This window comes from Algoriphagus sp. UBA3586, assembly GCF_002376385.1.
Lineage (GTDB): Bacteria > Bacteroidota > Bacteroidia > Cytophagales > Cyclobacteriaceae > Algoriphagus > Algoriphagus ornithinivorans.
The window spans coordinates 195,667-210,995 of record NZ_DFMT01000013.1 but is presented as its reverse complement, the minus strand read 5'-3'; the positions used below and the strand labels follow the sequence as shown (position 1 = coordinate 210,995).

Here is a 15,329-nt window from a genome sequence, read left to right as displayed (position 1 = left end):
GTAAGTTTACAAGTTCAGAACCAATACCCTGACCCTAGAGTTAAGCTAGCATGTTGTATTATAAAATGTTTCATCACGCTGCAAGTAAAGAGTGGGTGGTATTTATCCATGGAGCCGGAGGCTCTTCTGCGGTATGGTTTAAGCAGCTAAAAGACTTTCAAAAGCATTTTAATTTGCTTTTGATTGATTTGAGAGGTCATGGTAAATCGACGGATTTGCCGAAGGCGATTTATAATCAGGAATATACTTTCGAAGCGGTTACCAAAGATATCATAGAGGTGCTGGATCATGTCAAATTACCCCCAGCTCACTTTATGGGAGTTTCTCTGGGCACAATTCTGGCAAGACAACTTGCAGAGTTGGAGCCTGAAAGGGTAAAGTCTTTAGTCATGGCAGGTGCAGTCACCAGACTAAATGTCAAGTCAAGGCTTTTGGTGTTTTTGGGAAATACCTTCAAAAAAGTAATTCCTTACATGTGGCTATATCGTCTTTTCGCATATATCATACTCCCAAGGAAGCAGCATTCTGAATCTAGAAACCTCTTTATTCAGGAAGCTCAAAAGCTTTGTCAGAAGGAATTTATCAGGTGGTTTAAATTGACTAAAGATATCAACCCCCTGTTGAAATATTTCAAAGAAGTAGATCTGGGGATCCCAACTCTTTATGTGATGGGAGATCAAGATTTGATGTTCCTCGAACCAGTAAAAAAAATAGTCAGACAACATAAAAATTCAATTTTGGAAACTTTGAAAGAATGTGGACATGTGGTCAATGTAGAGCGTCCGGATGAATTTAACCGTCTTTCCTTAGAGTTTATCAAAAACAAATCCTAACCTATTCAGAATTAGAATTCATGAAATGCCCTTGAGGAAAAATCTCAAACAACTTGTCCCGATCTTGTTTCGGGAGGAGGATGATTATCCTGGGCATTCCTCCCGATAGTTATCGGGATGACCTCTAAAAAACAAATCATAAACAGATGAAAAAGCAGACCAAGGTCATTCTTATTTTAGCCATCATAATACTGGTGGTTGTCGCTTTTCTATATCCAAGGTTGGACACTAGAAACACCAATGAGAATGCTGTGACTTCCACTGGTTCAGGATCAGGCCCTGCTCAGGAGCTTCCTGTCAATGTAGTCAAATTGAAAAAAGAAAGTCTCAGAAATCAATTGCAGGTCACAGGGACCATTTTGCCAAATGAATCTGTAGATATTAGACCTGAAGTTTCCGGCCTAGTCAGTAAAATTTCATTCAAAGAAGGTCAATATGTGACCAAGGGAACCCCTTTGGTCTATCTGGATGATGATGAACTACAGGCACAATATCAAAGGCTACAGTATACTCAGAAGCTTTTTGAAACTCAGGAAAACCGACAAAAGCAATTATTGGCAAGAGAAGCGATCAGTCAGGAAGAATACGACATTGCTCTAAATCAATATAATACCACACTTTCTGATTTGAAATTGGTAGAAGCTCAACTGGCTAAACGAATTATTCGGGCTCCATTCAGCGGAAGAATAGGATTGAGAATGATTTCTGAAGGAAGTGTAATCAGCCCATCTGACATGATTGCGAGTATTGTGAATATTGACCCAATCAAAATTGAGTTCTCTATTCCTGAGAGATATTCCAACCAAGTGAAAATGGGAGCTCCAATTTATTTTTCCAATGAATCTTCTAAAGAAGAAGTACAAGGAGAGGTGTATGCCTATGAACCACAAATCGATGCAGCTACCCGAACCCTGAAGTTAAGAGCATTGAGTTCTAATAAAGAAGGTAAGTTCCTTCCTGGAATGTACGTGAGAATTCGATTTGTATTAGAAGTAACCGAAAATGCATTGATGGTACCGGCAGAATCTATTATTCCTGAATTGCAGGGATATAAAGTATATGTGGTAGGCCCTGATAATAAAGCTCAGGAGAAAACAGTAGAAATTGGAACCAGAACAGAGACTCAAGTTCAAATCCTGAGCGGACTGGAAGAAGGGGACTTGGTTTTGGCTACAGGAGTCTTACAGGCACGCCCAGGCATGCCATTGAAATACACTCAAATCAATTAAGATGGCGAGTTTATCGAATTTAAGTATCAATAGGCCAGTTTTGGCCATCGTAATGTCCCTGATCATTTTATTGTTCGGGGCCATTGGGATATCCCTTTTGGGTATTCGTGAGTTCCCCAGCGTAGACCCTCCAATCATTAATGTCAGAACCAATTATGTTGGAGCAAATGCTGATGTAATCGAGGCTCAAATCACCGAGCCCTTAGAAGAGGCTATCAACGGGATTCAGGGGATCAAATCTCTGACCTCTACGTCCAATGATGGGGCGAGTAGTATTACCGTGGAATTTGACGTCGGAGCAGATTTGGAAGCGGCAGCAAATGACGTGAGAGATAAGGTGTCCGGAGCACAAAGAAACTTACCTCCTGATGCCGAACCACCGGTTGTATCCAAGGCGGATGCTGACTCTCAGCCTATCGTTTTCCTCAACGTAAAAAGTGATGAAAGAAGTCTTCTTGACCTTTCAGATATCGCTCAAAATATTTTCAAAGAAAGACTTCAAACCATCCCGGGAGTCAGTAGAGTACAGATTTGGGGAGAAAAGGAATATGCGATTCGTTTGAGAATGGATCCATTGAAAATGGCTTCCTATGGAGTCACCCCTTTGGATGTCCTTTCAAAAGTTCAATCTGAAAACGTAGAACTACCTTCAGGAAGAATTGAAGGCGAGACTATTGAACTTTCGGTAAGAACGAAGAGCCGTTTGTCTTCCCCGCAGGAATTTAACCAACTTATCATCAAGGAAAGCGAGAATAATATTGTTCGCTTTCAAGATGTAGGAAAAGCGGAATTAGCCGCTTTGAATGAGAGAACTGTCCTAAAAAGAGACGGTGTCCCAATGGTAGGGGTAGTTTTGGTTCCTCTACCGGGTTCAAACAATATTGAGATTGTTGATGAATTTTACAGACGCTTAGAGTTTATCAAAAAGGATTTACCGGCTGATGTAGGTTTGGAAATCGGATTTGACTCTACAACCTATATTAGAAACTCAATTGCTGAGGTTCAGGAAACAATTATTACAGCCTTTATTCTGGTTGTAGCTATCATTTTCCTCTTTTTGAGGGACTGGAGAACTACATTTATTCCTGTTTTAACCATACCGATTTCCCTGATAGGAGTATTTTTTGTCATGTACTTGATGGATTTTTCTATCAACGTATTGACACTTTTAGGTATCGTTCTATCCATTGGACTGGTGGTCGATGACGCGATTGTGGTATTGGAGAATATCTATGCACGGATAGAAAAAGGGGAGAAACCACTACAAGCCGCTCAAAAAGGTGCTGAGGAAATCTTTTTCGCAGTAATTGCAACTACAGTGGCATTGGCGGCAGTTTTCCTACCGGTAATATTCCTAACGGGAACTACTGGCCGACTTTTCCGAGAATTTGGAATCGTAGTGGCAGGCTCTGTGATTATTTCCTCTTTTGTCGCATTGACCATGACGCCAATGCTCAGCTCTAAATTGTTGAAAAGAAGAGAGAAGCATAATTGGTTTTACAATTTTACCGAGCCTGGATTTGTTTGGCTAAACAATCAATATGACCGAGCATTAAGCTGGTTTATGAACTTCAGATGGGTTGCTTTCCTGCTTATCATATTCATGGGTGGAGGGATCTATTGGTTATTCAATGAAATTCCTTCTGAATTGGCTCCTACCGAGGATAGAGGGGAGTTAAGAATCAACATGGCAGGTCCAGAGGGTGCTACCTTCGATTACATGGACCGTGTGATTGATCAAATGGTAGGAGATTTCTTGGAGTCTTTCCCCGAGGAAGAGGTTTCTGGATTGATCTCAGTTACATCCCCGGGCTTTGGTACAGCTAGTACCAACTCTGGATTCGTTCGATTTATTTTAACTGACGCTGAGAATAGATCCCGAAGTCAGAACGATATTTTCAATGAGGTGAATGCAAAGCTCAGAACCTATACTTCTGTAAGAGCATTTGCCGCACAGCCTCAATCAATAGGTGATCGTCGTGGAGGCTTGCCAGTTCAGTATGTGCTCCAAGCACCAACTTTGGAAAAGCTGAAAGAAAAGATTCCAACATTTATGGAGGAGGTGAATAAAAGTGATAAGTTCATTTTCGCAGATATCAACTTGAAATTCACAAAACCTGAGCTTGAAATAGAAATTGATCGGGAAAAGGCAAGAAATATCGGGGTGTCTGTACAGGAAATAGCACGAACCCTACAACTTTCCTATTCAGGTCAGCGATTTGCCTACTTCATCATGAATGGTAAACAGTATCAAGTGGTCGGAGAAATGCAAATTGAGGATAGGAATGAGCCAATTAATCTTAGGATGCTTTATGTAAGAGCAGAGAATGGTCAACTGGTGCAATTGGATAATCTGGTAACAGTTGTCGAAAAAAGTACTCCACCGCAACTATATAGATTCAATAGATTTGTTTCTGCAACAGTATCAGCTAACCTTGCCGAGGGTTTTACCATAGGTGATGGTCTAGATGAAATGGATAGAATCGCTGCTGAGGTATTGGATGACTCCTTTGCCACTGACGTATCAGGACCTTCCAAGGAGTTTAGAGAAAGCTCCAATAGCTTGATCTTTGCTTTTCTTTTTGCCTTGGTTTTGATCTATTTGGTCCTTTCAGCCCAATTTGAGAGCTTCTTAGATCCGCTGACTATCATGTTTACCGTGCCTTTGGCAATCTTTGGAGCATTACTTACCCTATGGGCTTTTGATTTTACACTCAACATTTTTAGTCAGATTGGGATCATCATGCTCATTGGCTTGGTTACCAAAAACGGAATTTTGATTGTAGAATTTGCCAATCAGCGAAAAGCTAGTGGGATGGATGTGAAGGAAGCAATTTATGGAGCAGCCGTGGCCCGATTTAGACCTATTTTGATGACTTCTCTTTCCACGATTTTGGGGATTCTTCCAATTGCACTGGCATTGGGAGCAGGTGCTGAAAGTAGAGTTCCTATGGGAGCTGCCGTTATTGGAGGGCTTGCTTTTGCAACCATACTTACCTTGTTCATTATCCCTGCGATTTATACATACTTGACTTCTAAAGAAGGAAGATTAGCCAGAATTTGATGAAGAAAATATACTTTTTGCTCCTCGTGAGCTTATTCGTAAAAAGTTCTTTTGCTCAAAACTCCGAGTCTTTGGATCTGGAAAAAGCTATTCAGCTTGGTTTGGAGAATAATTTGGATGTAAAGATAGCAGTTGAAAACATCAATCTCCGTCAGGGTGAAGAACGGATTGGTTTGGGTTCCTTTCTTCCCATCGTGGACGCTATTTACACTAGAAACTATTCCACAGAAGATGTAACGCAAAAATTTGTCAATGACCCTGAACCTAGACAGATAGATGATGCCAAATCCAGATCTGAAAACTTCACCATGGCAGCAATTTATGGTTTTAGACCTGAAGCTTTTGTGGTTCTTAAAAGACTTGGGCTATTGACAGAAGTTTCTCAGCTTGAAGCAAAAATTGCTGTTGAAAATACAGTAGCAGGTATTTCCACCGCTTATTATCGACTGGTGTTAGAACTTCAGCGCTATGAAGTTTTAAAGAAAACTTTGGAACTCAGCCAAGCAAGATTGGACATTGCTCAGGCACAATATGAATTAGGGGGAGCAGGAAAAAGAGATTACTTGACAGCAGAAGTTGACTATAATTCTGATTTAAGCTTATTGAAAACTCAGGCTCAAATCATTCAGGCTGCAAGAATTAATTTGAATGAGCTGATGGCTTTGGATCCTTCCAGAGAATTTTCTGTGAGTGATACCATTAGGATTGGTGAAATGCTGAGAATTGGAGACTTGGAGGAAAGTGCCTTTATGGAAAACAAGCAATGGCTGGTTACTCAAAGGCAGGAAAACGTAGCTTTTTTGCAAATGAAAGAGCTTCAGGTTTCCAGGTTACCCGCCTTGAACCTAAATATGAATTATGTAAATAATACTTCTAATTCCGATGCAGGGTTTTTGATCCAAAATCAAAGAGAGGGGATTAATTACGGAGGAAACATTTCTTTCAATTTGTTTTCAGGTTTTACCCTGAATAGAAGAATCCAAAATGCTCGAGTCCAGCAAAAGATTCAAGGGTATGCGGTAGATCAGTTTGAGATTCAATTGAAATCAGATTTATATAGAGCCTACAACACGTATTTGAATAATCGGGAATTACTTGAAATTGAACAGCGAAATTATGCTGTCGCCAAAGAAAGTAGTGAGATTGCCTTGGAGCGATTTAGACTAGGGATCGCTTCTTATCTCGAATTTAGAGATGCGCAGGTAAATTTACTTACTGCAGAAACCCGATTGATCACTTCGATTTACAATATCAAGGAACAGGAGATTGAATTGATGCGCTTGTCGGGGAGAATATTTTTCGACAGTAGTTTCGAGGAATTGAGATTACCTCAATAGAATTGAATAGAGGGCCTTTTACAGAGGCCCTTTTCTTTTATGGATTTTTAATAGAAAGGGTTTGTTGTTTTGGCATACACTTTGACTATCAGTGCTTTCGAAACATCCAGGGAGTTTTTCCCAGTGTATGAAGAAAGGAATAATCATACTATTCGCAACTGTTGTTATTTTATTGTTTGGGGTACAGTGTACCTTTCTCGAGCAGCAGTTCAATAGGACATTCAAAAAAGAAACCTACATTTTAGACCTTGAAGGGATTAAAAATAGAGGTTTCATCCGGGCGGCGGTTGATAATAATTCGACAGGATATTATATCTACAGAGGGCGTAGAATGGGCTATGAGTACGAACTCTTAAGAGACTTGGCCAAAAGATTGGGCGTGCAGTTAAACTTGGTTTTGGTTTCTGATATCGATAAAGCCTTCGAATATCTCAATGATGGCCGGGTTGATTTGATTGCTATGAATCTGGAAAAAAGTCCAGTGAGGGAGGGGAAAGCTACTTTTACTCAGGCTCTTGGAAAAATAAGTACCGTTCTGGTCAGTTCCGAAACTACTCCTGCTACCAAATCCTGGCAGGACTTAGAGTCAGACACAATATTTGTGAGGCAGGGGGCAGTTTATAAATCCCAACTTTGTAAAATCAAGGATTCCTTACAAGTGAGTTTTACTGTGATAGAGTCACCTTTGCATGAAGAAACATTGATTGATCAAGTTGTCAAGGGGGAGATTCGATACACCATTGCAGATCAAAATATTGCTCAAGCAAATGCCACTTATTACGAAGGATTGAATATTTCGTGGAAGGTGACCGAATCCGAAGAAGTTTCTTGGGTAGTGAGAGATAATTCGCCCAAGTTACTGGGAGAAGTCAATACATGGCTAGAGGATAAACAGAAGAAGTTTATTCCTATGCTTTATGCTAAATATTTTCTGAACAGTAAAAACAGTTATTTCAGATCTACCAGTCCTTTCTCTTCCTTAGTAGGAAATAGAATTTCTGTTTATGATGATTTGATCCAAAAAGGAGCCGAAGAGTTAGGCTGGGATTGGCGATTATTAGCTTCCTTGGTTTACAAAGAATCCAGATTTGATACCTCAGCAACCTCCTATGCAGGTGCACAGGGGCTTTTGCAATTAATGCCGGTAACTCTGGAAAGATTTGGAGTGGAAAACCCTAATGATCCATTTCAGTCCTTGATGGGTGGAGTGAAATATCTTCGGTATTTGGATAAATTCTGGATGGAAAGAGTGCCCGAGACTAATGAACGAATCAAATTTATTTTAGCATCATACAACATTGGTCACGGTCACGTAGAAGATGCTTGGAGACTTACTTTGAAATATGGCGGAAATACCCAAAGCTGGAAAGAAGTTGCAGGTTTTCTCGAATTGAAAAGTGATCCGGAATACTATCGTGACCCTATAGTCAGAAGTGGATTCGCCAAAGGGCATTTAGCTGTCAACTACGTCAAAGACATTATGAATATCTTTGAATCCTACAAAGCCTTGGTTCAGCCTTAAGCGCCTTCATGCAGTTCAAATATTGCTTCAATTTCTACCGGGATATTATCCGGCAAGGTTCCCATCCCTACTGCTGACCTGACGCCTACCCCGTAATCGGTACCCCAAACATTTGCAAATAATTCGCTGCATCCGTTGATGATATAAGGGTGCTTTTCAAATGTGGAAACACAGTTCACCATTCCCAATACCTTAATCACTCTCTTGACTCTATTTAAAGAACCAAGATTTGCCTTGATGGTGGCAAGCATGGCAAGCCCTACTTGCTGAGCAGCTTTTTTCCCTGCTTCCATATCCAAGTCTTGACCTATTCTTCCGATTATCAGAGAACCATCGGCCTTTACCGTCCCATGTCCCGATAAATAGAGATGTTTCCCGTCAATCAGGCAAGGCTTGTATACCCCTAATGGCTTTGGGGCAGGAGGTAAGGTTAATCCTAGTTTTGCGAAATTACTTTCAGGAGTTTCCATGGCTTTTAATTTTAAATGATGATAGTCACTGAGTTTATTTTCTTTTTTAATCTACAACCAATTCACTTTTTGAATAATATGGGTATGCGCATTCTTACCAGTATTGACAAAAATACGGCTTATTGTCTGCTGAAAGGATCAGAATCCGGAAGCTTCGGTCTTCGGTCATCGGTCTTCCAACCTGTCAAGCAAGGAAAATAAGGCAACTGGCATGATTGCGGATAATCAGATTAAATAAAATACTTCCTTGTTTTTCTATATAAATATATCCAAAATAAGGACACCTATTAATCCTATGACAGCAACCAAGGTCTCCATTAAAGACCAAGTTCGTATGGTGTCTTTGATACTTACATTGAAAAACTCTTTATACATCCAGAATCCCGCATCATTGAAATGAGAAAACATCAAGCTTCCTGCTCCGATGGATAGCACCAGTAAATTGGGGTCCACGTTCATAGTTGTAACTAGAGGAGCTATGATGCCTGCTGTAGTTAGACCTGCCACAGTAGCCGATCCCACACAGACTCGAATAATAGCAGTAATAAGCCAAGCCAATATCAATGGGTGCATTTGCCAGGTTTTAAGACCATCTGCAATGACCTGACTCACCCCGGTATCTGTGAAAACCTGCTTCAAAGCTCCTGCTCCAGCGACAATCAAGAGTATCATTGCGATGTCTTTGGTAGCATCGGTATATAAGGACATCAGCTGCTTCATGGAAAATCTTCTTCTCAATCCTAAGGTATAGGTGCCAATCAACACGGAAATAATCATGACTATCCCAGGATTAGAAATAAAGCCGATCAGTTCATTTAGCTCACCTGAAGTCTCCCAGTTCAGGCTGATGGCTGTAGTTCCTACCAATAAAAAGACGGGCAATAAAGCTGTTATGAAACTATTGGCATTTCCAGGTAAATCTTTTTCCTCTTTGATTTCTGCCTGAAATGTCTTCAAGGGTTTAGCCTCAACCTTTTTGAGTTGCGTTGCGAAAATAGGCCCAGCAATAGCAACGGTAGGGATGGTGATTAAAAACCCATAGAATAAGGTTAGCCCCATATTGGCCTCAAACTGAGCAACCAATGCAGCGGGAGAGGGATGTGGAGGAAGAAATCCATGGGTGACCGATAGCGCAGCGAGTAAAGGAATCCCCACGTACACTGCTGAGATTTTGTATTGATAAGCGACGGTAAAAGCCAAAGGAACAAGGAGTACGAAACCCACATTGTAAAAGAGTGGAATCCCGACGATTAAACCTGTCAATGCCATGGCCCAGGTGATGTACTTTTCACCAAATATATTCATCAAGGTATTGGCAATTCTTTGAGCGGCACCGCTTTCAGCGACGAGTTTGCCAAGCATAGCTCCCATGACGATCACTATGACTAAATCTCCCAGAAGATTTCCCATGCCTTTCTGCACGGAACCGGCAATTTGATCTGCAGGAAGGCCTAAAAGAAAGCCGGCGGTGATGGAAGCTATCAAGAAAGCCAAAAAGGGATTTAATTTGGCCCAGACGATTAACAGTACCAAAATAGCGATACTGAGCAGCACAAGGAAAATGGTCATAGGTTAGGTTGGGTTGAGATTTCAAGATAAAAAAAATGTGCTATTCCGTTGTGCGTTTGATCAAACAGTATCTCATTTTCGAATCCAACGAATCACCCAAGAATTATTGTTTTGTGAAACTCTCAATATATAATTCCCTGGATTAACTTGGGTTAGTAGCTTTTCCAGATCTGTTAAGCCGATTCTTCCTTCATAAATTTTATCACCGGTAAATGTAAGTAACTCAACCTCAAGGGCAGTATTTCTTTCTTTTTCAGGAATTTCAATATGAATAGGACCCGAAAAATATGGGTTAGGATAAATTTTAACAGAAGAATGAGTCTTAGGTAGTGGAATGACTCTTACGGTATTGCTCCAGGATTCCTGCCCTTCCTGATTGGAAGATTTGATTCTATAGTAGGATTCGTGATTATAAAAATTGATGTCTGAAAATTGGAATAGGCTGGCTCCTGCCAGGCTTTTTGAAGCAGATCCAATTAATCTCCAATTTGAAATATTCCCATCTGATCTATAAATCTCAAATGTGTATTCCTGTTCACCCAAAACTTCCCAATTCAAGGAAACTTCCGACCCTCTTCTGATCGCTTCAAAATTGATCCATTCTACAGGTAGAATACTTAATGTTCGGAAACTGCCAACCGTATAATTGCCAATGGCTAAATCTTCCAACTGAATCAGTCTTCTAGCCCAGAGCAGACTAGGGTCTAAACCGTCCAGATGGCTTCCTTGGGCGGCATATCCAGTGCCTACTATTCTCAGGTCATCTACATCATCCACTATCAACTGATCTGCGGAAATTCTCAATTCCATTGGATTCGAACTTGGATTAAGGCCTGAAAACTGGAAGAAAGAAAATAGCCTGTAGAGAATTGGAGTTCCATCAGAGTCATCAAAATTGGAATTGTATTCAGCTCCTTTGTATTCTGTGAATCGAATCTCCAGATTTCCTCCTGCTGTATTTCCTAAGAGTTGGACTTTTCTAACTCCTCCATTTTTTGTGTCTTCAAAAGGGAATGTTCCATTGACCTCATTAAGGCTAGTTGGAATGTTGAGATATCTAAACAAGGCTGCATTTCTCCAGCTTCCTCCAGAATAATTTATCCCACCTTGAGAAGAACTGTTAATTGAAAGGATATTCCCACTTAAGTCCAATGATCCAGAGTTCATAAATAATGTCCTGGTAATTGTCAGATCATCACTTACTCGAATTCGTCCTCCTGTTTTTTGGATAGTTAGGCTAGAAACCGTTATGGGAAATGGACCAATATATTGCTCGCTAGGTCCTACGGCAAAAATGTGGGAATTATTAGATAAAAAATTTCCAGTCCCGGTTTTGACCATATTTCCAGAAATGAAGAGCTCAGTAGGCAAATTGAGATTATGAACTCCTTGCAGCTCCAAATCATGAATTCTGTTTGGTATTCCTGCGTCGGCAAAGCTTGAATTCAGAAAATTTTTAGGAGAATCTCCGCCCCGAAAAATGATTTTCCCATTCAGTTGAAAATTTGCAGCTTCAATTCTAGGGTTAGTTCCTTCCAAAACCATTATTCCATCATCTTGAAGATCAATAAGACCCGCGCTACTGGAGTTAGATCTGAAAATGATATTCGCATTGCAGTCAGTGATGAAAGTTGCCCCAGGCTCAATTGTAAAAACACCAAATGGCCCAGTTCCATACACAGTAGTTTCAGTATTAAATGAAAGAGTTGGACAAAAATTGGGAAAAACATTCCGATCCAACTTTTGCCGGAGAGTTCCAGATTTGACTGTAAAACTGAGGGCCTTGAATGGTTCCTCTATAATCAGTTCCACACCTGGACCGGGATCAAAAATTACAGAATACCTACTATTCGTACTGAATCCGCTCCATGCATTTAAGGGAATGATAATCCTTGACTCTCCCTTAAAGGTAATGGTGCTATTGAAAGAATTTCCAATCCAGTTTTGACTGTTCCAAGTCCCTGATGGAGTGCCTGGAGCAGCTCCACTAAATGCCTGTAAGCTTCCGTAAATATCCAGATTGAAGCTGTTGAGCCGTAGTTTTTGTCCTGCGCCGGTTTCAGAATTGATGAATACATTTTTTACAGCTGCATTAAGATTGAGCGTGAGTGTATGGTTTTGATCAATATAAATATCATTGGAGCTATCTGGGAGAGTGGTAGCAGGAATCCAAGTAGATCCGTCAAAGACATTCCAGATTAATATATTTGAAAAATTTCCGCTGGAAATGGTTTTGTATGCATTAATTTCCTGTGCGCTGGCAACTAATTGGAGCAGGCAAAGTCCTGCTATTGCCGACAATATCCTGTATATTCGACCGTTCAAAAACGCCAAAAGGGCCAACTTTTTGTCCCAGTTTCCCATAGCACAATTAAAAAGTATTTAAAAAGCCTTTTAAGTTAGTTAAATGATAGCTAAAAATAAAGTTCTAGGTCTAATTATTTTCCTGTTATTCATGAGCTTAGGAAGTGTTCAGGCTCAGTTATATAGGATTAGTCTTCTTACTTGCGATCCAGGAGATGAGTTATATATGGCTTATGGTCATAGCGCAATCCGAGTTTTTGATAATGTCAATGGGACGGATTATGTTTTCAATTACGGAACCTTCAATTTCAATACCCCAAATTTCTATGGAAAATTTGCGGGAGGAAAATTAGACTATATGTTAAGCGTCAGTACCTACGCTGACTTTATTACTACTTATGCGGGTGAAAAAAGAGCGATCCGTGAACAAGTATTAGATCTCAATACGGAGCAGGAGCAATACATGGTAGAGTTTTTACAAGTCAATTACTTACCGGAAAGACGTTATTATAGATATGATTTCTTCTTTGATAATTGTGCTACAAGAATCCGTGATGCGATGGATTTGGTTTTGGGAGATCAATTGATCTGGAATGATGAGCAGGTACAAGAAAGAGAAAAAACTTTCAGGGACTTGATAGACGAGTATGTTTTGAGAATGCCGTGGGCTGATTTAGGAATTGATCTCGCTCTGGGAGCTGTAATAGATCGGGTTGCTTCTCCTCAGGAAGAGCAATTTTTACCTGATTATATGGAAGAAGCTTTTGCGAGAGCAGAGATTCAGGGAGATGGTCCGACCAGGCCTTTAGTCAAGGAGACAAATGTTATTTTGGATTTTCCTAAACCCGAACAGGGAGTTATAGGAGCTTTCAATCCCTATTGGTTGTTTTGGTTGGTAGCTGTTTTATTTTCAGTAATTACCTATATCGGTTTTAAAAGAAAAAAGCTATTTATCGGTTTTGATATAGCTCTATTTTCTATTCTAGGAATTCTAGGTATAGTTATTTTCTTACTCTGGTTTGCCACAGATCACTCGGCTACTAAATGGAATTGGAACATACTTTGGGCTTTTCCGGGTCATTTGTTTCTGGCAATTGCGCTATTTTCCAAAAATTTGAAGCTCTGGGTTAGGAAATACCTTTTGGCAGCCTTGATTTTAGCAGATGCAGCAGTGGTCTTCTGGATTTTAGGATGGCAATCTTTTCATCCTAGCCTAATCCCGATTTTATTGGTGATCATTCTCAGAACCAATTATCTGTATTATAATATTTCAAAATATAAACCTCTAAAGGCCTAGAATATTCAGAAGTAGAAAACTTTTGACTAGGGTTTGGGTGTTGGGTAAGTTCGACATAAGTATATGGAATTTAGACTTACTTCAGATTATCAGCCTACCGGAGATCAGCCTCAGGCGATTGAGCAACTAGCCCGTGGAGTAAACGAAGGGGAAAAAGCTCAAGTGCTTTTGGGTGTAACCGGTTCAGGTAAAACTTTTACTGTTGCCAATTTAATCCAGCAGGTTCAAAAGCCAACCTTGGTGTTAAGTCACAACAAGACACTAGCGGCTCAACTTTATGGAGAGTTTAAGCAGTTTTTCCCTGAAAATGCGGTTGAATATTTTATCTCCTATTACGACTACTATCAGCCTGAGGCCTTTATTCCCAGCTCTGGAACTTATATAGAAAAGGATCTTTCGATCAATGAAGAGATCGAAAAATTGAGATTGAGCGCGACCTCTGCTTTGCTTACCGGAAGAAGAGATGTGATCGTGGTGGCTTCAGTATCCTGTATTTATGGTATTGGTAATCCTGAAGAATTCGCAAAGAATGTGATTCGAATTCAAGAGGGAGACAGAATTCCTAGGAATCAGTTGCTGTTTAAACTGGTCGATATATTATACTCTCGAACTCATCAGGATTTAACACACGGTACCTTCAGAGTAAAGGGAGATACAGTGGATATTTTTGTGGCTTATGCCGACTGGGGCTATAGGATTTTCTTTTGGGGTGATGAAATTGAGGCGATTCAAAGAATAGATCCCCAAAGTGGGAAGAAACTTAATGATGAAAAAATTATCTCCATTTTTCCTGCAAATCTTTTTGTAACTGGAAGAGACACCATACAAACAGCCATCAAAGAAATTCAGGATGATATGGTGGCCCAAGTAAATTTCTTCGAAAAGGAAGGGAAATTTATGGAAGCAAAAAGACTCCAGGAAAGAACTGAGTTTGATTTGGAGATGATTCGGGAGTTGGGTTATTGCTCTGGGGTTGAGAATTATTCCCGGTATTTCGACAGAAGAAGTCCAGGAATGAGACCATTCTGTCTTTTGGATTATTTTCCGGATGACTTTTTAATGGTAATCGACGAGAGCCATGTCACGGTGCCTCAAGTGAGAGCGATGTGGGGAGGTGACAGGTCTAGAAAGGTCAATTTGGTGGATTTCGGATTTCGTCTTCCTTCAGCATTGGATAACCGCCCTCTCAAATTTGATGAATTCGAAGATTTGACCAATCAAGTTGTCTATGTATCTGCCACTCCGGCGGATTATGAATTAGCCTTGACAGAAGGGGTTGTGGTAGAGCAGATTATTCGTCCTACAGGATTACTGGACCCTACCATTGAAGTGAGACCAAGCTTAAATCAGATCGATGATTTGTTGGAGGAAATTGATCAAACCATTAAGTCAGATGCCAGAGTTTTGGTTACAACTTTAACCAAGAGAATGGCTGAAGAGCTTCAAAAGTATCTGGAAAGGGCTGGAGTCAAGTCCAGATATATTCACTCGGAAGTGAAGACCTTGGATAGAGTCGAGATTCTCAGAGAGCTAAGACTCGGAGTTTTTGATGTTTTGGTTGGAGTCAACTTATTGAGAGAAGGGCTGGATCTTCCAGAAGTGTCGTTGGTCGCGATTTTGGATGCTGATAAAGAGGGCTTTTTGAGAAATGAGCGAAGCTTGGTTCAGACGATCGGAAGAACAGCAAGAAACTCTGAAGGTAGA

10 protein-coding genes are annotated in these 15,329 nt (G+C 40.4%); 7 read left to right on the top strand and 3 right to left on the bottom strand.

Annotated elements, in window-relative coordinates:
• Positions 1-50: 50 nt before the first annotated feature.
• The 5 genes from B2906_RS04085 (at position 51) to B2906_RS04065 (ending at position 7,985) form a co-directional block, all read left to right on the top strand.
• Complete coding sequence (locus B2906_RS04085; RefSeq protein ID WP_144604085.1) at positions 51-833, top strand: alpha/beta fold hydrolase; 783 nt, start codon at positions 51-53, stop codon at positions 831-833.
• Between the two features lie 146 nt (positions 834-979).
• Complete coding sequence (locus B2906_RS04080) at positions 980-2,062, top strand: efflux RND transporter periplasmic adaptor subunit (protein ID WP_286935665.1); 1,083 nt, start codon at positions 980-982, stop codon at positions 2,060-2,062.
• 1 nt (position 2,063) lies between these two features.
• Positions 2,064-5,126: an efflux RND transporter permease subunit gene (locus B2906_RS04075; protein ID WP_091655677.1), complete on the top strand. Its 3,063-nt coding sequence runs from the start codon at positions 2,064-2,066 to the stop codon at positions 5,124-5,126.
• Complete coding sequence (locus tag B2906_RS04070) at positions 5,126-6,463, top strand: TolC family protein (RefSeq protein ID WP_144604083.1); 1,338 nt, start codon at positions 5,126-5,128, stop codon at positions 6,461-6,463. Before B2906_RS04075 ends, B2906_RS04070 begins: the two co-directional genes overlap by 1 nt.
• A 127-nt stretch (positions 6,464-6,590) precedes the next feature.
• Positions 6,591-7,985: a transglycosylase SLT domain-containing protein gene (locus B2906_RS04065; protein WP_144604082.1), complete on the top strand. Its 1,395-nt coding sequence runs from the start codon at positions 6,591-6,593 to the stop codon at positions 7,983-7,985.
• Here B2906_RS04065 and B2906_RS04060 read toward each other — a convergent pair.
• The 3 genes from B2906_RS04060 to B2906_RS04050 all read right to left on the bottom strand — a co-directional run bounded on the left by B2906_RS04060 (position 7,982) and on the right by B2906_RS04050 (position 12,388).
• On the bottom strand, positions 7,982-8,455 hold the full coding sequence (locus B2906_RS04060; protein ID WP_144604081.1) for a RidA family protein: 474 nt from the start codon (positions 8,453-8,455) through the stop codon (positions 7,982-7,984). The two genes, B2906_RS04065 and B2906_RS04060, sit on opposite strands and share 4 nt — an antisense overlap.
• A 255-nt stretch (positions 8,456-8,710) precedes the next feature.
• Positions 8,711-10,024 (bottom strand): gluconate:H+ symporter, encoded by a 1,314-nt coding sequence (locus tag B2906_RS04055; RefSeq protein ID WP_144604080.1) that lies wholly within the window; start codon positions 10,022-10,024, stop codon positions 8,711-8,713.
• A 72-nt stretch (positions 10,025-10,096) separates the two neighbouring features.
• Positions 10,097-12,388 (bottom strand): T9SS type A sorting domain-containing protein, encoded by a 2,292-nt coding sequence (locus B2906_RS04050; RefSeq protein WP_219957172.1) that lies wholly within the window; start codon positions 12,386-12,388, stop codon positions 10,097-10,099.
• Between the two features lie 91 nt (positions 12,389-12,479).
• On the opposite strand from B2906_RS04050, the gene B2906_RS04045 reads away from it, so the two are divergent.
• Entirely contained in the window at positions 12,480-13,625 is a 1,146-nt protein-coding gene (locus B2906_RS04045; protein ID WP_286935663.1) for a DUF4105 domain-containing protein, read from the top strand.
• Positions 13,626-13,688: 63 nt separating this feature from the next.
• On the top strand, positions 13,689-15,329 hold a 1,641-nt coding region (gene uvrB / locus B2906_RS04040; protein ID WP_286935661.1), incomplete at its 3' end, for an excinuclease ABC subunit UvrB.